Here is a 15,202-nt window from a genome sequence, read left to right as displayed (position 1 = left end):
GCCACGTACGGCGCGATGACGGCTCAGGCGATCAAGGTGCAGACCGTCCGGGCACTGTGCCAGCTTTACGACGTCGACGAGTCGAAAGCCGGTTACCTCGCCAAGCTCGCGAAGGAATCGAACGAGCGCGGATGGTGGACGGCGTACCGAGAAACGGTCCCGGATTGGTTCAGGCAATACATCGGACTCGAAGCCGACGCGCTCGACCTATGGACATACGAGCCTGAATATGTGCCCGGACTATTGCAATCCGCGGACTACGTCCGGGCTGCCATGCGGACCAACCAGCCGAACATGTCGAGCGATGAAATCGAGCGGCAAGTATTGTTGCGCCGTGAACGCCAAGAACGGCTTGACGGCGACCATCCGCCACGCCTCCATTTCTACATAAACGAGGCGGTAATTCGACGCACTGTCGGCGAGCGCGAGGTATGGCGCGGACAGCTTGAGCACCTTCTCGAGTCGTCCAAGCTCGATCACGTGGAATTGCGCATCGTGCCATTCTCGGCCGGTTCGCATCCGGGCATGTCCGGCGCATTCGTGATGATGCAGTTCCCGGAGGAAGCCGACCCCGCGTTCGTCTATATCGAGCATGAGCGAGGCGCGATCTAACAGGAGGACCCCGGCGGCACCGATCGCTATACGGTGATCGTCGGTGAGCTCGACCAGTGAAGCGAGCAAACCTGAGAGGGGCACACCGATGCCCGAACACCCCTACAACACGTGGCGCAAGTCGAGCCGGTCCGGCACCAACGGCGGCAACTGCGTCGAGATCGGCTTCGCCGACACCGGCCGTGCCATCCGTGACACCAAGCAGGCGGCCGACCCGAGCCGCCCGATCCTCGAGTTCAGCGGGACCGCCTTTGCGGCGTTCCTGGGCCGGGTGAAGTCGGGTGAGCTCGGCTGACCAACACCCACAACCGCGCCCCCGTCTCCGCTCGACCGTAGACGGGGGGCGCATCGCTACGCGCGCTGTACGCCACGTCAGCGACGCTTACCGCTCCGCTGCGCGGCGCGGTACCACGTACGCCGGTTTCGGTCCGGCGGCGGGTTGAAAGATCGCGATCTCGCCGTCACGCACGAGTCGCCGCCACGCTGGCGGCCGGGTGACGCCGAGCAATTCCATTGCCCGATGTCGGGTGATGAGCTCGTCCGGGTCGGTGTCGAGAATTGCAGAGTCCTGCATAACCGCAGGCATCGCGAAACCCTCTGTGTCTAGGGTGGAAATCTGGTCGTTCACGGCGCTGTTTTCTTGGTGCTGCGCTGCGCCGAATGGCAGCTCGATCCCGGCGCGGTGGCCTTTGGTGTGCTCCCGCCATACGCCCTCGGGATCGAACGAGCCGACCAGCGAGAGCCGCCGACGGGCGGTGTTCACATCCGCCACCCGCAGCCCGGCGACTTCGGAGATCCGTAGCCCCGTGTCACGACTGACCAGGATTGCCACCCACAGCCGGTACGGCATCGCGCACGTGAGCAACCCGCCCGTGTCGTCGTCGATCAGCTTGGCGCACGTGCGGAAGCTCGCACGGAGCGGACCGTCGTGTATCCCTCCCGGCCCGCGCGATCGCCTCGTGCGCGTACTCCGCCAGCGTCGGCGCGCCGGAGACCGGGGATAGGTCCGGGTCGCCGTTGTAGATGCGGGTGATCTCCCGCATTGCCTTACGGGCGGCGGCAAGCGCCTCGTCTTCACTGGGGAACGATCCGGCGCGTTCCTCGCTGCGCGTGATCGGGTGGCGGTACCGGCCGGAGTAGTTGCCGGACGGATGTTCCTCGGCCCACACCTGCTTACTCATCGCTGAACCTCTCTCGTAAGGTTCAGCGCCATGCACGACCAGGGGGCACGCGAGCCCGCGTGGGACGGCCGCGTCGAGCACGGATGTTGATCTCGTGGGGCAATCCGTGGGGCACGTCCCACGCATCACCCGTATCCGTGCAGGTCACGACCGGTCCCAACGCGGCCCCGCGAAAGGCGCCCTCCACCCCTCCCGGGGTCGGGGTGGTCGCGAGAATGTCGCGGTGGGTACCGCGATCGTTAATCCGCTCGTGCAGGAGATCCTGGATCTGGTCGGGATCTTCGCCTTCGCGCTCTCCGGCGCCCTGCTCGCCGTGCGAAAGCGCTTCGACGCCGTCGGCATCGCGGTGCTGGCCGAGGTGACCGCGCTCGGCGGCGGGCTGTTCCGGGACCTGGTGATCGGCGCCGTGCCGCCGGTGGCTTTCACCAACGTCGCCTACTTCACCACGCCGCTGGTGGCCTCGGTGGCGGTGTTCTTCTGGCACCCCAGGCTCGCCCGGATCCGGCGGTTCGTGATGTTCTTCGACGCCGTCGGCCTCGGTGTGTTCTGCGTTGCGGGCAGCATCAAGGCGCTGAACTACGGCATGCATCCGCTGGCGGCTATCGCGCTCGGCGCGGCGACCGCGATCGGCGGCGGCGCGGCCCGGGACGTTCTCGCGGGAGAGATCCCGGCGCTGCTGCACCCGAAGAGCGAGATCTACGCGGTGCCCGCGCTCCTCGGCAGCGCGCTGGTCTCGATCCTGGCAGTGGCGAACGTGCTGACGCCGATCACCAGCACGCTCGCTGCGCTGCTCGCGGTCAGCGTCCGGCTGCTCGCCTTGCGCTACGGCTGGCGGGCGCCGCTGGCCCGGGGGATGACACCGTCGTGAGCTACGGGTTCTGCCGGAGCGCTTCCAATGCTGCGTCGGCGTGCGCAGCCATCCGGAACTCGTTGCGGATCACCGAAAGCACCCGACGCTGCTGATCGATGACGAACGTGTGGCGCTTCACGGGAATGGGGCCGAACCGCCGCTTCACGCCGAACTGGCGCGCCACCATTCCCTCGAAGTCGGACAGCAGCGGGAAAGCGAAGCTGTTGGCTTCGGCGAACTTCCGCTGCTTCGCCACCGGGTCCGTGCTGATCCCGACCGGCTGCGCGCCGAGCTCGGCGAACTCCGCGGACAGGTCGCGGAAGTGGCAGCCTTCCGCGGTGCAGCCGGTGGTCATCGCCGCGGGGTAGAAGAACAGCACCACGGGACCGTCGGCCAGCAGATCGGACAGCTTGCGCTCGGTACCCTGCTGGTCCGGCAGCACGAAATCCGCCACTGCGTCGCCTTCTCGCATCCTGGCTCCTCCAAGGACTCGGGGCCCAAATCGTATGCGCACCGTAGTGACTCCCGGTGCCGGTCCGCCCGCAACCACCCATGCGCAGCAGGCGGGACGCTCCGGTCGGCCCGGGATCGTGGCGGCGCGGATGGCAGCCGTCGATGCATGGGCGGTGCTGCCGGACCAGCTTGTGGCGGAGCGGTTTTCATCTGAACCGGCGCCTGTCGCGCGTCCATCCGCAAGTGCGGCAGCGGGATCGCGTTCCGCGTGTGGTCGCGCCGCTTGGGGCCATTACGGGGGAACAGTGGCGATTTCGCGCGGAATCGCCCTTTCCCACGCGTGCCAGGCGACGTTTTCGCGCGAAGTCATCGCCTGGCACGCGGGTGCCGGAGTCAGCGCGCCGGCGCGCTGCGTCGCCCGTGCTGGATGAACAGCCCGGCCACCAACAGGAGGGCCATCAGGATTCCCATCACCAGCACTGTCCCCGAGATGCTGAGACGGTCCGCCAGCAGCGCCGTCGCCACGAGCAGCCCGCAGCCCACGGCCGTCGCCACCAGGATCGCGACGCCCGCATCGGCCATCCCGGAATGCAGGATGCCCGTCGTCACCAGGTAGACGATCAGTGGGATCGCGACGGTCAGCGCCGCGGTGACGGCGCTCACATGCGCCTTGTGGGCGCTGCTGTCGATCGCCACCTCCAGCCCGGCCCCGACCGCGGCGATCCCGGCGAATACCAAGTAGTGGCCGTAGCCCCAAGACAACGAGGCGCGCAGCGAATCGCGCAGGTGCTCGACGGCGGAGTGCTTGAAGTAGGTCCACCACATCGCGAAGATCATCAGCAGCCCGCCGAAGCCGATCTCCAGCAGCTCCGCCGACCAGCCGCCGTCGGCGACGTCCTCCTGGATCGCGGCGGTCACGGCGAGCACCACCTCGCCGAGCACGATGATCGTGAACAGCCCGTAGCGCTCCGCGATGTGGTGCGGGTGCCAGGCGGTCTGCCGGCGCTTCTCGGCGACCGCCGGAACGGCGAGTTCGGCCAGCACCAGCACCACGAATCCGACCTCCGACCACGGGTGCGGCAGCGCCAAGCGCAAGATCCAGCCAACCTGCACCACGGTCACGCCGCCCGCGTAGCGCAGCGCGGCGGCACGCCCCTCGGGATGTTGCCGGGCGGCGCGCAGCCACTGGGCCACCATCGCCACGCGCATCACTACGTAACCGATGGTCGCGATGGTGAAGTCGTAGTCGTGGAACGCCCCGGGCACCCCGGCGGCGAGTACCAGCACCCCGGCCATCTGCAGCAGCGTCAACGCGCGGTAGGCCACGTCGTCGGTGTCGTAGGCGGAGGCGAACCAGGTGAAGTTCATCCACGCCCACCAGATCGCGAAGAACACCATGAGGTAACCGATGCCGGTGGCGGCGAAGTGCCCCTCGGCGAGCCCGTGGTGCAACTGCGCGGCGGCCTGGCCGACGGCGGCCACGAAGCACAGGTCGAAGAGCAATTCCAACGGCGTGGCCACGCGGTGCTGCTCGGCGGGGTCTCGCGCGACCATTGGACGCCGCAGGGGTGGGATGTGCTCGCTCATGGTCGAAATTGTCTTCGAGGCCGACTCGAACTGCTAGGACGACGCACCAGCGGGTAGCCGGGGTACATGCCCGAACTGCCCGATGTAGCGGGATTCCGCCGGGTCGCGGAGCAGGCGACCGGTCGGCAGGTGCGCGAGGTGCGCGTGCACGACGCGCAGGTGCTGCGCGGTATCGGCGCAGATGCGTTCCAGCGCGCACTGCGGCGCAGGTACTTCGCCGAACCTCGGCGGCACGGCAAATGGCTGCTGATCGCGACGGCGGCCGCCGTGAACGCCTCGCCTGCGCCGCCGACCTTGCTGCTGCACTTCGGGATGACGGGGAGTCTCCAGTGGTGCGCCCACGGCGACGAGCTGCACCAGCACGACCGGCTCGTGTTCGACTTCGCCGCGGGTGAACTCCGCTACCGGGACATGCGGAAGCTGACCGGGATCCACCTCGCGCGGGAGCAGGACGAAGTGGACGATCTGCTGGCCGAGCTCGGCCCGGACGCGCAGGAGATCGGCACCGACGAGTTCGCCGAGCGGCTCACCCGCACCCGGCGGCGCCTCAAGCCGGCCCTGATGGACCAGGCGGTGCTCGCCGGGATCGGCAACATCTGCGCCGACGAAATCCTCTGGCGGGCCCGGATCGATCCGAACCGGTCCACCACGGACCTGGGCGCAGCGGACCTCGATCGGCTGCACCGCGAGATGCGGGCGATGCTGCGGGAGGCCGTTCGCGTCGGCCGGGTTCCGGATGGTGCGTCCTGGCTGACCGGGCACCGCGACGAGCCGGACCGGCGGTGTCCGCGATGCTCGTCGGCGTTGCGGCGAATGCGGATCGGCGGCCGCAGCACCCTGTGGTGCCCGACGTGCCAGCCAGCGTGACCAGCGGGAACCCATGCCCGGCGTGCATGCGTTCATGCGCGGACCATGTTGTAACCTGAAATTACTTCAGGGGTCAGGGGCGGATCGGGGGTCCGACCGCGTGGAGCCGGGTCCGGGGTGTGGCCCGGCTCCACGCGGACACCTTCCACCCGCAATCGTGCGATCGACGTGGCCTAGCGCACTCTTTACCGGTCGGTAACCGCTGTTTTTGGCATGATCTGGCCGACGACGGCCGTGCGTCGGCAGCGCAGCCGGAAGCGGAAGGATCGGTGTTGTGACGAAGATCGAACGCCTGGGAGTCATCGGCGGCGGGCAGATGGGCGGCGGCATCGCGGAGGTCGGTGCCCGAGCCGGCATCGACGTGATCGTGTGCGAGGTCAACGCCGAAGCCGCCCGAGCCGGCCGCGCCAAGCTGTGGAAGTCGCTCAACCACGCGGTGCAGAAGGGGAAGCTCACCGAGGCCGAACGCGACGAGACGCAGTCCCGGCTGCACTTCACCACCACGCTCGCCGACCTCGACGACAGGCACATGGTCATCGAGGCGATTGCCGAGGACGAGGGGTTGAAGCTCAAGCTCTTCGCCGAGCTGGACAAGGTGGTGGCCGACCCGGAGGCGATCCTGGCGTCGAACACCTCGTCCATCCCGATCGCCAAGCTCGCCGCCGCCACCAACCGCCCGCAGCAGGTCCTCGGCGTGCACTTCTTCAACCCGGTGCCGGTGCTCAAGCTCGTCGAGCTGGTGCCGTCGCTGCTGACCTCCGAGCAGACCGTCGAGCGGGCCGCGACGTTCGCCACCGAGCAGCTGGGCAAGGAAACCATCCGGGCCAAGGATCGGTCCGGGTTCATCGTCAACGCGCTGCTGGTGCCGTACCTGCTGTCGGCGATCCGGATGCTGGAGGGCGGTTTCGCCAGTGCCGAGGACATCGACAAGGGCATGGTGCTCGGGTGCGCCCACCCGATGGGCCCGCTGCGGCTGTCCGACCTGGTCGGCCTGGACACCCTGAAGGCCATCGCGGACTCGCTGTACGCGGAGTACGCCGAACCCACCTACGCTGCCCCGCCGCTGCTGCAGCGGATGCTCGACGCGGGTCTGAAGGGTAAGAAGTCCGGCAAGGGCTTCTACACCTACGACAACTAACCGGATCCCGGATCGGGTGAAGTGTGACGGGCCCTTTTCGTGGGTCCGCGCTGGGACCGGTCGTGACCCGCACACCGTGTTGGACCCGGGCCGGATGGATCACGGTGCAGGACGCGAACGCGATCACGGTCGGGCTCTCAACGCTCGGCGTCGCCGTGTCGGTCGCCCTCACGTTTTGGGCGCGTCGCAGGGTGACCCCGGCGGCCCGGCCCCGCTCCGAGGACGGGACGCCGCTAGTGCCCGCCGAGTAAGGCTCGCTCGGTTGCATACGCCCGGTAAATGGCTGCGCCGGGCATGAGACGCCCCCGGCCCCGTGTTCCTACTCGCTTCACGGGGCCGGGGGCGTCCTTTCTTGCGCTCGACCGGCGCGTAGAGGCCTGATCAGGCGATCGCCGCCCGGTCGCCGAGACGCCATGCGGCGTAGGTGCGGGCGAGGCGCGCCCGGTGCCGCTTGCCGCCGTCGTCGTCGGTCACGGCCCAATACGTCCACAGCCCGGCGAGGTAGCAGGCGAACGCCGTCACCGCGTCGTCGTCGACGGCCGCGAACGCCGGGAGCTCCCTGCGCGCCCACGCCTCCGCGTCGTTCGGCTCGTGCCCGGCTTCGACGAGCCGCAGCACGATGAACGCCGGGTCGATCCACGCCGCTCCGGAGCGGTGTCGTCCTGCACCGACACGGGCGAGACCGCGTGGCCCGGCGCGTCCGGGACATCCTCCGGAACGTGGTGAATGAACCGGCCCGCGGTCTTCTTCGCGACCCGCCACCCAGCGCCCACGAGTTCCCGGTGGATGCCGCGATGCCCGTAACGCCGCTTGTTCTCCTCGAAGACCGCCTGGATCGCGGCCTTGAGCTCCTCCTGCGGATCGGGGCGGGATTGGCGGGCCTGGTGGTAGAAAAACGTCGACCGGGCCAGCCCGGCAACGTCGAGCAACACCTCGAGACGATGCTCAGCCCTGACAGCGATCACGGCGGCTACTTTCGCCGTTGTTCCTGCGCTCTCAAGGCCCGCAATTTTCCCAGGTAGGCGTTCTCGGCCCGCAGCCGCTCGTTCTCCCGCCGCAGCGCTTCGAGCTCGCTTTCCTCGCCCGGGGCCTGGTCAGCGGGCTTCAGTGTCATCGAACAACCCTATCGCCGCAGCACGCTGCTCCGCGCTCAACGAACTTCGCCCAGCCATACGACTGCTCCCCGGAGATCAGAACTGAACTTCTCAGTCCAACTTCCGGGGAGCAGTTCAGTTGGCGAGAGGCGCCCTTCACCTCATGTCCGATCAGGTCGCGAGGAGGGCTTGGACCTCTTCGACCACCCGGGTCGGGTTGTCCTCCATGAGGAAGTGGCCCGCATCGGGTACCACGGTCAGGGTCGCGTTGGGGATGTCTTCTGCGAGGCGCTTCGCGAAGGTGACCGGCTGCCAGCTGTCTTCGGCTCCCCACACGATCCGTGTCGGTGCGGTCAGGGCTTTCAGCAGCGGGGCCACTCGTTGCGTCGGGGCCGAGTCGTATTGGCGCACCTGGTGTTCGAAGAACGACGCCCGGCCCATCGGTGTCCTATGTGGAGCGAGGAAGGCTTCGAGGGTGTCGCCGGCCATCCGGGTCGGGTCTGCGACCGTCATGGTCAGCTGGCGGGTCAGCATCGCCTCGAAGTCCGCCCGGGGCATGGCGGCGTAGTCGTCGAGGTGGTCTCGGATGATCTTCCGCCAGGTGCTCGACGGCCAGGAGTCGTAGCTGACCGAGTCGATCAGCATCAGGCGCTGGATCCCGTCCGGGTGGCGGGTCGCGAAGATCTGGCCGACCGCGCCGCCGATGTCGTGCGCGATCAGCGTGCAGCGCCGGATTCCCCGCTGCGTCAGCACTTCTGCCAGCAGATCCGCCTGGGCAGTGACCGAGGTGTCGCGGTTCGGCGGTCGTTCGGAGGCGCCGTAACCCAGCAGGTCGTAGGCCAGGACGCCGTGCCCCGCGGATTCGATGGCCGGGATCACGTTGCGCCAGATGTGGGAATGCGACGGCGTTCCGTGCAGGAACACGAGCGTTTCGCCGGTGCGCCCGGCGGTGTGCCGGTAGGCCAGCCGGACTCCGTCGACGATCATGTGCTGTGCAAGGATCATGCTGAGCCGTCCACGGTGATGACGATCTTGCCGAAGAAGTCCTTGGCTCCGAAGGCCTTCTGTGCTTCGGGAAGTTCCTGCAACGGATACGTCTCGGCCAGCAGTGGTGTCAGCTCGCCGTTTGCGATGTGCTGCCGGAGCTGGGCGAAGTCCTCATGGGTGCCGAACGACGAGCCGATCAGCTGCAGCTGGCGGAGGTAGACCGTGCGCAGGTCCGTCTCCACTAGCGGTCCGGCGATCCCGCCGGCCACGACGTAGCGGCCGAGCGGCGCGAGCATCCGCAGCAGCACCGGGAAGCTCGGCCCGGCCACGACGTCGGCTACGACGTCCACCCGGTCCGCAACGGCGCGCACCGCCGCCTCCAGGTCGGCTGCGCGGCGGTCCACCGTCGCATCCGCCCCGAGGCGCAGCGCGCGATCCCGCTTCGCGTCGCTGGTGATCGCCACGACGCGCGCTCCGCGCAGCGTCGCGAGCTGGATCAGCGCCGAGCCGACTCCGCCGGAGGCGCCGGTGACCACGACGGTTCAGCATGCGCATCGCCGTCGCGTAGGCGGTGGGGAAGGGCGCCAGCCGCCAGCTCCGCATCGCTGAGGTCGCTGTCGATCGGGTGGGCGTTCTGGGCGGGCACGGTGGTGAATTCGGCGAATCCGCCGTCGCGCTCGCTGCCCAGGTACTCGGTGTCGACCAGTTCCCGTTCGCCGCCGGTGTAGAGCATCGGGTCGACGATCACCCGCTCGCCCAGCCTGGACTCGGGCACGCCCGTGCCGATCTGGTCGATGCGGCCGACCACGTCGGCGCCCTGGATGCGCGGGAACTCCAGCGGCTCCCGCCGCCAGCCGGCGCTCGCCCCGGGGGCGTCGGGGGAGCCGTACGCGCCCTCGCGGGTCCAGATATCGGTGTTGTTGATGGCCGTGGCGGCGACCCGGATCCGCACCTCGCCCGGTCCGGCCTGCGGCTCCGGCACGTCCTCGCGGTACGCCAGCTTCTCCGGCCCGCCGAAGCCGGTGAGCAGCACTGCGCGCATTGGGAACACTCCGTTCGGGGTCCTGGTTGCGGCCGGGACGGGTATACCGACCGGTGTGGCTACCACCGTAGCCGTTCGCGGTCGGTCCGTGTCAACCCACCGGTCGGTATAGTCGGGACGTGGAGATGTTGGAGAAGCTGACGCCGGCCGGGCGGCGGGTGCTGGACGTGGCGGCCGAGCTGTTCTACCGGCAGGGCATCCACGCCGTCGGGGTCGAGGCGATCGCCGCCGGGGCCGGGGTCACCAAGAAGACCCTGTACGCGTGCTTCGGCTCGAAGGACCAGCTCCTCACCGCGTACCTGGTCGAGCGGGACCAGCGCTGGCGGGCCTGGCTGGAGCGGTGGGTCGCCGAGTCCGCGGGCCCGCCGCGAGAGAAGCTGCTGGCGGTCTTCGACGCGCTCGAGGCGTGGATGGACCGCGCGGACTTCCGGGGCTGCGGATTCGTCAACGCCCTGGCGGAGATCCCGGATCCGGAGCATCCGGCCCACGCCGTGATCATCGGCCAGAAGCGGTGGATGCGGCAGTACTTCGAAGAGCTCGCCGCGGCAGCGGGATTGGCCGACCCGGCGGACTTCGTGGACGGCGCCCTGCTGCTCTACGAGGGTGCGACGGTGGCCGCCTCGGCCGGCTTCCCCGACGCGGTCCGGAAAGCGCGCAGAACCGCGGAAATCCTCCTCAAGGCCTGATCAGTCCACTTCGGACACGATGGTGGTGCGCAGTGCGTCCACCGCGTGGCGGCGGTGGTCGTCGAGCAGCCGGACCAGTTCGTCGGCTCGGCGATCCGCGACGGCGGCCACGATCGCGTCGTGCTCGTGGCGGACGCGCTCGCGGTTGGTGTCGGAGTTGTAGTACACCGCGCGGTAGGCGTCCGTGGCGTCCCAGAGCGTGCGCACGATGCGCAACAGGCGGGGCATCCCGGCGGGCTCCAGCAGCGCGAAGTGGAATCGGCGGTTCGCCGCGATCATGGCCACCAGGTCGCCGCTGTCGGCGGCCTTCTCGACATCGCGCTGGGCGTCGGTGATCCGGGCCAGGCCGGCATCGCTGAGCCGCTCGGTCGCCACCACCGCGGCCTCCGATTCGAGCAGCTCGCGCATCCGGTAGACCTCCAGCAGGTCGCTCAGCGACAGCTCGGCCACCGAGTACCCCCGGTGCGGCTGGTAGATCACCTGCCCCTCCGCCTCCAGCGTCTTCAGCGCCTCGCGCAGCGGAACCCGGCTCACGCCGAGGCGCTGGGCGATGGTGTCCTGCCGGATCGGTTGGCCCGGCGCCAGTTCGCCGGACACGATGGACTTTCGGAGCTCGTCGAGGACGAACTCCTGGGTGGTGGGTGGTCGCTGCATCCCAGGCTCCCCAAGTTTTCGGGCGTCTTGACCGTCGCCCGATCAACTGTATATTGGATCCAAAATCGCGGTGATGCAAGCGGCTGCTCCGTCACCGCGCTGCACTGCTATCGGTCGGCCGGTTCGCCGGCCTGCCGGGCGGAAGGGTGGGTGCATGGAGACGCTGCCGATGGACGGCGTGGTCGTCGCGGACTTCAGCCGGGTGCTGGCCGGCCCGTACGCGACCATGCTGCTGGCCGATCTCGGCGCGACCGTGATCAAGGTAGAGCGCCCCGGCGAAGGCGACGACACGCGCTCGTGGGGACCGCCCTGGACCGAGTACAGCTCCGCCTACTTCGAGTCGGTCAACCGGGGCAAGCGCAGCATCACCCTCGACCTCGCCGACCCGCAGGACCAGGAAGCCGCGCGTCGGCTCATCAGCCGCTCCGACGTCCTGGTGGAGAACTTCAAGCCCGGCTCGCTGGCCCGCTACGGCCTGGGCCACGAGAGCGCGCGGGAGCTCAACCCGCGGCTGATCTACACCTCGATCTCCGGGTTCGGCAGCAAGGAAGGCGCGCACCTGCCCGGCTACGACTTCGTCGTGCAGGCGCTCGGCGGGCTGATGAGCATCACCGGCGAGCCCGAAGGCGCGCCGATGAAGGTCGGCGTGGCGGTGGTGGACGTGCTCACCGGCAAGGACGCGGCGCTGGGCATCATGGCCGCGCTGCGGCACCGCGAACTGACCGGCCACGGCCAGCACGTCGAGGTGAACCTGCTGTCCAGCCTGCTGGCGTCGCTGGCGAACCAGATGAGCAGCCTGCTGACGACCGGCATCGCGCCGAAGCGGATGGGCAACCGGCACCCCAGCATCGCGCCGTACGAGGCACTGCGCTGCGAGGACGCGTTCCTGGCCGTCGCGGTCGGCAACGACGCGCAGTTCCGCAGGCTGTGCGAAGCGCTGGGCTTGGTCTCGCTGGTCGGCGACCCGAGGTTCGCGACCAACGCGGAGCGGGTGGCCAACCGCGACGAACTGGCACGGCAGCTGGAGAACGTGCTCGGCGCGCGGACGGCCGCGGACTGGCAGCAGCGTCTCCAGGGCGTGGGCATCGCATGCGGCCAGGTCAACGACCTGTCGCGGGCGGTGCACTACGCCGAGTCGCTGGGGCTGCGGCCGATGGTCGATCCCGGCGGCGGCGCCGCGATGCAGGTGCGCACCCCCATCGACTTCTCCGACCACGGCAGCGCCGAGGTGACACCGCCGCCGCTGCTTGGCGAACACACCAAGGAAGTCCTCGCGTGGTTGGAGGACTCCGAGCAAGAGCTTTCCCCGCTCGTCTCAAGGAGGAGCCCGCAATGAGTGCTGGTGGAAAACGTCCCGCGTTCGACCCGCGCGATCCGCTGGGGATCAACGCCGAATTCACCCCGGAGCAGCTCGCGATCCGCGACAGCGTGCGCGCGCTGTGCCGGGACCACGTGCAGCCGCACGTCGCGGAGTGGTTCGAGCGCGGGGAGTTCCCGCAGGCCCGGGAACTCGCCCGGGAGCTGGGCAAGCTCGGCGTGCTCGGCATGCACCTGGAGGGCTACGGCTGCGCCGGACTGTCCGCAGTGGACTACGGCATCGCCTGCGAGGAGCTGGAGGCCTGCGACTCCGGCCTGCGCTCGCTGGTCTCGGTGCAGGGTTCGCTGGCGATGTTCGCGATCTGGCGCTGGGGCTCGGAGGAGCACAAGCAGCACTGGCTGCCGCAGATGGCCGTGGGCGAGGCGATCGGCTGCTTCGGCCTGACCGAGCCGGACTACGGCTCCGACCCGGCCTCGATGCGCACCGTCGCGCGCCGCGACGGCTCCGACTGGGTGCTGAGCGGCCGCAAGATGTGGATCACCAACGGCACGATCGCCTCGGTCGCGGTGGTGTGGGCGCAAACCGACGAAGGGGTGCGCGGTTTCGTCGTCCCCACCGACACGCCGGGCTTCTCGGCGCCGGAGATCAAGCACAAGCTTTCGCTGCGCGCCTCGGTGACCAGCGAGCTGGTGCTCGACGACGTCCGGCTGCCCGCCGACGCGGTGCTGCCCGAGGCCACCGGCCTGCGCGGCCCGCTGTCCTGCCTCAACGAGGCGCGCTACGGCATCGTGTGGGGCGCGGTCGGCGCCGGGCGCAGCTGCCTGGAGGCGGCGTTGGACTACGCGACGACCCGCGAGCAGTTCGGGCGGCCGATCGGTGGTTTCCAGCTCACCCAGGGCAAGCTCGCCGACATGGCGGTGCGAGTCCAAAATGGACGGCTGCTGGCGCTGCACCTCGGCAGGCGCAAGGACGCCGGGCAGCTGATCCCGCAGCAGGTGAGCTTCGGCAAGCTCGACAACGTCCGCGGCGCGCTGGAGGTGGCCCGCACCGCCCGGACCATCCTGGGCGCCAACGGGATCTCGCTGGAGTACCCGGTGATCCGGCACATGACGAACCTGGAGTCGGTGCTGACCTACGAGGGCACCAGCGAGATGCACGCCCTCACCATCGGCCAGGCCCTGACCGGCCTGTCGGCCTTCCGCGGCTGAGACGCGCTCCGCGACTTAGATGAGCGTTTCCAACCTCGGTGCCGGCCCCCGTTTGGGCCTTACCGCAGCAGGGGTGGCAGGACTCGGTGGGTCCAGTCGGTGGCTCGTTCGTAGGAGTTGGCCAGCTGCAGGAGCGGCCATTCGGCGTGGTTGCGGCCGATCAGCTGGACTCCCATCGGCAGCCCGGCCTCGTTGAAACCGACCGGCAGGTTGGCGATCGGGAGCCCGGACAGCGTCCACGGCGCGACCGTCTCCATCCACCGGTGGTAGGTGTCCATCGACCGGCCGGCGATCTCCTGCGGCCAGCGCTGGTCGACGTCGAACGGGAACACCTGCGCGCTCGGCGCGAGCAGGAAGTCGTATTCGTCGAACAGCCGCGACACCGCGGCGTACCACTCGTCCCGGCCGGTCAAGGCGCGTGCGATGTCGTCCGCGGTGAGCTGCTGGTAACCCTCGACCTCGAAGACCACCTCCGGTTTGAGCATCGCCCGGGTGACCGGGTCGGCGTGCAGGCCGATGTTGTTGCGCCCGACCATCCACGAGCGCCACAGCAGGAAGGTCTCCCAGGCCTGCTCGACCGGCAGCGGGCGCGACACCGGCTCGACCTCGCAGCCGATCTCGGCGAAGGCGCCGAAGGCTTCGGCGCACAGGTCCAGCAGGCCCGGCTCGGTGGCCAGGTATCCGTCGAAGTCGCCGACCCAGCCGATTCGGGTGCCCGCGAAGTCGCGGTCCAGGCTGCCGGTGAACAACTCGGGATCCTGCTCGATGCTCAGCGGTGCACGCTCGTCCGGACCGGCCATCGTGGACAGCAGCATCGCGACGTCGCGCACCGTGCGCCCCATCGGGCCGACCACCGAGGGCTCGCTGAGGAATCCCTCGCTCGGGATGCGGCCGAAGCCGGGCCGCAGCGACACGAGGTTGCCCCACGCCGCGGGGTTGCGCAGCGACCCCATGAAGTCGCTGCCGTCGGCGACCGGCAACATCCGTAGCGCCAGCGCGGCCCCGGCGCCGCCGCTGCTGCCGCCCGCGCTGCGCGTGGTGTCGTAGGCGTTGAGCGTGGTGCCGAACACCGGGTTGAAGGTGTGCGAGCCCAGGCCGAACTCGGGGACGTTGGTCTTGCCGATGACGATCGCGCCGGCGTCCCGCATCCGCCGCACGTGCAGGTCGTCGGTCGTCGCGAGGTTCTCGGCGAAGATCGGTGAGCCCTTCGTGGTGGGGAACCCCGCCGCGTCGGAGAGGTCCTTCACCGCGATCGGGAAACCGTGCATCCACCCCGCGCACTCGCCGCAGTCGAGTTCCTTGTCGCGCTGCCGCGCCTGGTCGATGAGCTCGGTCTCGTCGGCGCGGGAGACGATCGCGTTCACCGCCGGGTTGAACCGGTCGATGTGTCCGAGGTAGGTCTCCATCGCCTCGACGCAGGAGATCTCCCGGCGGCGGATCAGCCAGGACAGCTCCACGGCGTCCAGCAGCACCAGATCGGGGATCTGCGACGCGGGGAGTCCGGAACCCGGTGCCACGGTCACGC

General features: G+C 69.3%; 21 protein-coding genes. 9 read left to right on the top strand and 12 right to left on the bottom strand.

Annotated elements, in window-relative coordinates; genetic code table 11:
• Positions 1–15 precede the first annotated feature (15 nt).
• Together SSPN_RS0112095 and SSPN_RS0112090 are read left to right on the top strand one after the other, a co-directional pair.
• Complete coding sequence (locus SSPN_RS0112095) at positions 16–612, top strand: DUF5753 domain-containing protein (protein WP_010694962.1); 597 nt, start codon at positions 16–18, stop codon at positions 610–612.
• 88 nt (positions 613–700) lie between these two features.
• The gene (locus SSPN_RS0112090; RefSeq protein ID WP_010694960.1) at positions 701–907 is read left to right on the top strand and encodes a DUF397 domain-containing protein; all 207 of its coding nucleotides are present in this window, start codon (positions 701–703) and stop codon (positions 905–907) included.
• Positions 908–994: 87 nt separating this feature from the next.
• Here the strand turns inward: SSPN_RS0112090 and SSPN_RS0112085 are convergent, their stop codons facing one another.
• Both SSPN_RS0112085 and SSPN_RS54610 read right to left on the bottom strand, forming a co-directional pair.
• Complete coding sequence (locus SSPN_RS0112085; RefSeq protein WP_158309559.1) at positions 995–1,375, bottom strand: hypothetical protein; 381 nt, start codon at positions 1,373–1,375, stop codon at positions 995–997.
• 46 nt (positions 1,376–1,421) lie between these two features.
• Positions 1,422–1,793 (bottom strand): hypothetical protein, encoded by a 372-nt coding sequence (locus SSPN_RS54610; RefSeq protein ID WP_101376496.1) that lies wholly within the window; start codon positions 1,791–1,793, stop codon positions 1,422–1,424.
• Between the two features lie 223 nt (positions 1,794–2,016).
• Here SSPN_RS54610 and SSPN_RS0112080 point away from each other — a divergent pair, with 223 nt between their 5' ends.
• Positions 2,017–2,661, top strand: a complete 645-nt coding sequence (locus SSPN_RS0112080) for a trimeric intracellular cation channel family protein (RefSeq protein ID WP_010694955.1) — start codon at positions 2,017–2,019, stop codon at positions 2,659–2,661.
• A gap of 1 nt (position 2,662) precedes the next feature.
• Here SSPN_RS0112080 and SSPN_RS0112075 read toward each other — a convergent pair whose 3' ends face one another.
• Together SSPN_RS0112075 and SSPN_RS0112070 are read right to left on the bottom strand one after the other, a co-directional pair.
• Entirely contained in the window at positions 2,663–3,115 is a 453-nt protein-coding gene (locus SSPN_RS0112075; protein ID WP_010694954.1) for a peroxiredoxin, read from the bottom strand.
• A gap of 374 nt (positions 3,116–3,489) precedes the next feature.
• Positions 3,490–4,683, bottom strand: coding sequence for a low temperature requirement protein A (locus tag SSPN_RS0112070; RefSeq protein ID WP_029535238.1), 1,194 nt, complete (start codon positions 4,681–4,683; stop codon positions 3,490–3,492).
• A gap of 66 nt (positions 4,684–4,749) precedes the next feature.
• Here SSPN_RS0112070 and SSPN_RS0112065 point away from each other — a divergent pair, with 66 nt between their 5' ends.
• The 3 genes from SSPN_RS0112065 (at position 4,750) to SSPN_RS56650 (ending at position 6,939) form a co-directional block, all read left to right on the top strand.
• A complete protein-coding gene (locus tag SSPN_RS0112065) occupies positions 4,750–5,550 on the top strand; it encodes an Fpg/Nei family DNA glycosylase (protein WP_010694952.1) in 801 nt (266 codons plus the stop codon).
• Positions 5,551–5,824: 274 nt separating this feature from the next.
• Positions 5,825–6,688 (top strand): 3-hydroxybutyryl-CoA dehydrogenase, encoded by an 864-nt coding sequence (locus tag SSPN_RS0112060; RefSeq protein WP_010694950.1) that lies wholly within the window; start codon positions 5,825–5,827, stop codon positions 6,686–6,688.
• A gap of 104 nt (positions 6,689–6,792) precedes the next feature.
• Entirely contained in the window at positions 6,793–6,939 is a 147-nt protein-coding gene (locus SSPN_RS56650) for a hypothetical protein (protein WP_010694948.1), read from the top strand.
• Positions 6,940–7,069: 130 nt separating this feature from the next.
• Here SSPN_RS56650 and SSPN_RS43535 read toward each other — a convergent pair whose 3' ends face one another.
• The 6 genes from SSPN_RS43535 to SSPN_RS59610 form a co-directional block, all read right to left on the bottom strand.
• Positions 7,070–7,306, bottom strand: a complete 237-nt coding sequence (locus SSPN_RS43535; protein ID WP_010694946.1) for a hypothetical protein — start codon at positions 7,304–7,306, stop codon at positions 7,070–7,072.
• The gene (locus SSPN_RS62560; protein WP_010694944.1) at positions 7,207–7,620 is read right to left on the bottom strand and encodes an IS3 family transposase; all 414 of its coding nucleotides are present in this window, start codon (positions 7,618–7,620) and stop codon (positions 7,207–7,209) included. The genes SSPN_RS43535 and SSPN_RS62560 overlap by 100 nt, the downstream gene beginning before the upstream one ends.
• Positions 7,621–7,658: 38 nt before the next feature.
• On the bottom strand, positions 7,659–7,802 hold the full coding sequence (locus tag SSPN_RS43530) for a hypothetical protein (protein WP_010694942.1): 144 nt from the start codon (positions 7,800–7,802) through the stop codon (positions 7,659–7,661).
• Positions 7,803–7,953: 151 nt separating this feature from the next.
• A complete protein-coding gene (locus tag SSPN_RS0112040; RefSeq protein ID WP_101376497.1) occupies positions 7,954–8,787 on the bottom strand; it encodes an alpha/beta fold hydrolase in 834 nt (277 codons plus the stop codon).
• Positions 8,784–9,305 carry a zinc-binding dehydrogenase gene (locus SSPN_RS59615; RefSeq protein WP_237710527.1) on the bottom strand — a complete coding sequence of 174 codons (522 nt, stop codon included), beginning with the start codon at positions 9,303–9,305 and terminating at the stop codon, positions 8,784–8,786. The genes SSPN_RS0112040 and SSPN_RS59615 overlap by 4 nt, the downstream gene beginning before the upstream one ends.
• On the bottom strand, positions 9,266–9,811 hold the full coding sequence (locus SSPN_RS59610) for an alcohol dehydrogenase catalytic domain-containing protein (RefSeq protein ID WP_237710526.1): 546 nt from the start codon (positions 9,809–9,811) through the stop codon (positions 9,266–9,268). Before SSPN_RS59610 ends, SSPN_RS59615 begins: the two co-directional genes overlap by 40 nt.
• A gap of 125 nt (positions 9,812–9,936) precedes the next feature.
• Here SSPN_RS59610 and SSPN_RS0112030 point away from each other — a divergent pair, with 125 nt between their 5' ends.
• Positions 9,937–10,497 carry a TetR/AcrR family transcriptional regulator gene (locus SSPN_RS0112030; protein ID WP_010694938.1) on the top strand — a complete coding sequence of 187 codons (561 nt, stop codon included), beginning with the start codon at positions 9,937–9,939 and terminating at the stop codon, positions 10,495–10,497.
• Here SSPN_RS0112030 and SSPN_RS0112025 read toward each other — a convergent pair whose 3' ends face one another.
• On the bottom strand, positions 10,498–11,151 hold the full coding sequence (locus SSPN_RS0112025; protein ID WP_010694936.1) for a GntR family transcriptional regulator: 654 nt from the start codon (positions 11,149–11,151) through the stop codon (positions 10,498–10,500).
• Positions 11,152–11,305: 154 nt separating this feature from the next.
• On the opposite strand from SSPN_RS0112025, the gene SSPN_RS0112020 reads away from it, so the two are divergent.
• Positions 11,306–12,487, top strand: coding sequence for a CaiB/BaiF CoA transferase family protein (locus tag SSPN_RS0112020; RefSeq protein WP_010694935.1), 1,182 nt, complete (start codon positions 11,306–11,308; stop codon positions 12,485–12,487).
• A complete protein-coding gene (locus SSPN_RS0112015) occupies positions 12,484–13,677 on the top strand; it encodes an acyl-CoA dehydrogenase family protein (protein ID WP_010694934.1) in 1,194 nt (397 codons plus the stop codon). Before SSPN_RS0112020 ends, SSPN_RS0112015 begins: the two co-directional genes overlap by 4 nt.
• Positions 13,678–13,736: 59 nt before the next feature.
• Here the strand turns inward: SSPN_RS0112015 and SSPN_RS0112010 are convergent, their stop codons facing one another.
• Positions 13,737–15,200, bottom strand: coding sequence for an amidase (locus tag SSPN_RS0112010; protein WP_010694928.1), 1,464 nt, complete (start codon positions 15,198–15,200; stop codon positions 13,737–13,739).
• Positions 15,201–15,202: the final 2 nt, after the last annotated feature.

The sequence above is a fragment of the Saccharopolyspora spinosa NRRL 18395 genome (assembly GCF_000194155.1).
Classification (GTDB): domain Bacteria; phylum Actinomycetota; class Actinomycetes; order Mycobacteriales; family Pseudonocardiaceae; genus Saccharopolyspora; species Saccharopolyspora spinosa.
The sequence above is the reverse complement of the archived record's forward strand: the minus strand, read 5'-3'. Positions and strand labels throughout refer to the sequence as shown.

Coding starts and splice junctions, on each gene's coding strand:
- SSPN_RS0112015 (WP_010694934.1), top strand. CDS start 12,484: ATGAGTGCTGGTGGAAAACGTCCCGCGTTCGACCCGCGCGATCCGCTG.
- SSPN_RS0112020 (WP_010694935.1), top strand. CDS start 11,306: ATGGAGACGCTGCCGATGGACGGCGTGGTCGTCGCGGACTTCAGCCGG.
- SSPN_RS43530 (WP_010694942.1), bottom strand. CDS start 7,802: ATGACACTGAAGCCCGCTGACCAGGCCCCGGGCGAGGAAAGCGAGCTC.
- SSPN_RS0112040 (WP_101376497.1), bottom strand. CDS start 8,787: ATGATCCTTGCACAGCACATGATCGTCGACGGAGTCCGGCTGGCCTAC.
- SSPN_RS0112025 (WP_010694936.1), bottom strand. CDS start 11,151: ATGCAGCGACCACCCACCACCCAGGAGTTCGTCCTCGACGAGCTCCGA.
- SSPN_RS0112090 (WP_010694960.1), top strand. CDS start 701: ATGCCCGAACACCCCTACAACACGTGGCGCAAGTCGAGCCGGTCCGGC.
- SSPN_RS54610 (WP_101376496.1), bottom strand. CDS start 1,793: ATGAGTAAGCAGGTGTGGGCCGAGGAACATCCGTCCGGCAACTACTCC.
- SSPN_RS59610 (WP_237710526.1), bottom strand. CDS start 9,811: ATGCGCGCAGTGCTGCTCACCGGCTTCGGCGGGCCGGAGAAGCTGGCG.
- SSPN_RS0112030 (WP_010694938.1), top strand. CDS start 9,937: ATGTTGGAGAAGCTGACGCCGGCCGGGCGGCGGGTGCTGGACGTGGCG.
- SSPN_RS0112065 (WP_010694952.1), top strand. CDS start 4,750: ATGCCCGAACTGCCCGATGTAGCGGGATTCCGCCGGGTCGCGGAGCAG.
- SSPN_RS0112095 (WP_010694962.1), top strand. CDS start 16: ATGACGGCTCAGGCGATCAAGGTGCAGACCGTCCGGGCACTGTGCCAG.
- SSPN_RS0112075 (WP_010694954.1), bottom strand. CDS start 3,115: ATGCGAGAAGGCGACGCAGTGGCGGATTTCGTGCTGCCGGACCAGCAG.
- SSPN_RS0112070 (WP_029535238.1), bottom strand. CDS start 4,683: ATGAGCGAGCACATCCCACCCCTGCGGCGTCCAATGGTCGCGCGAGAC.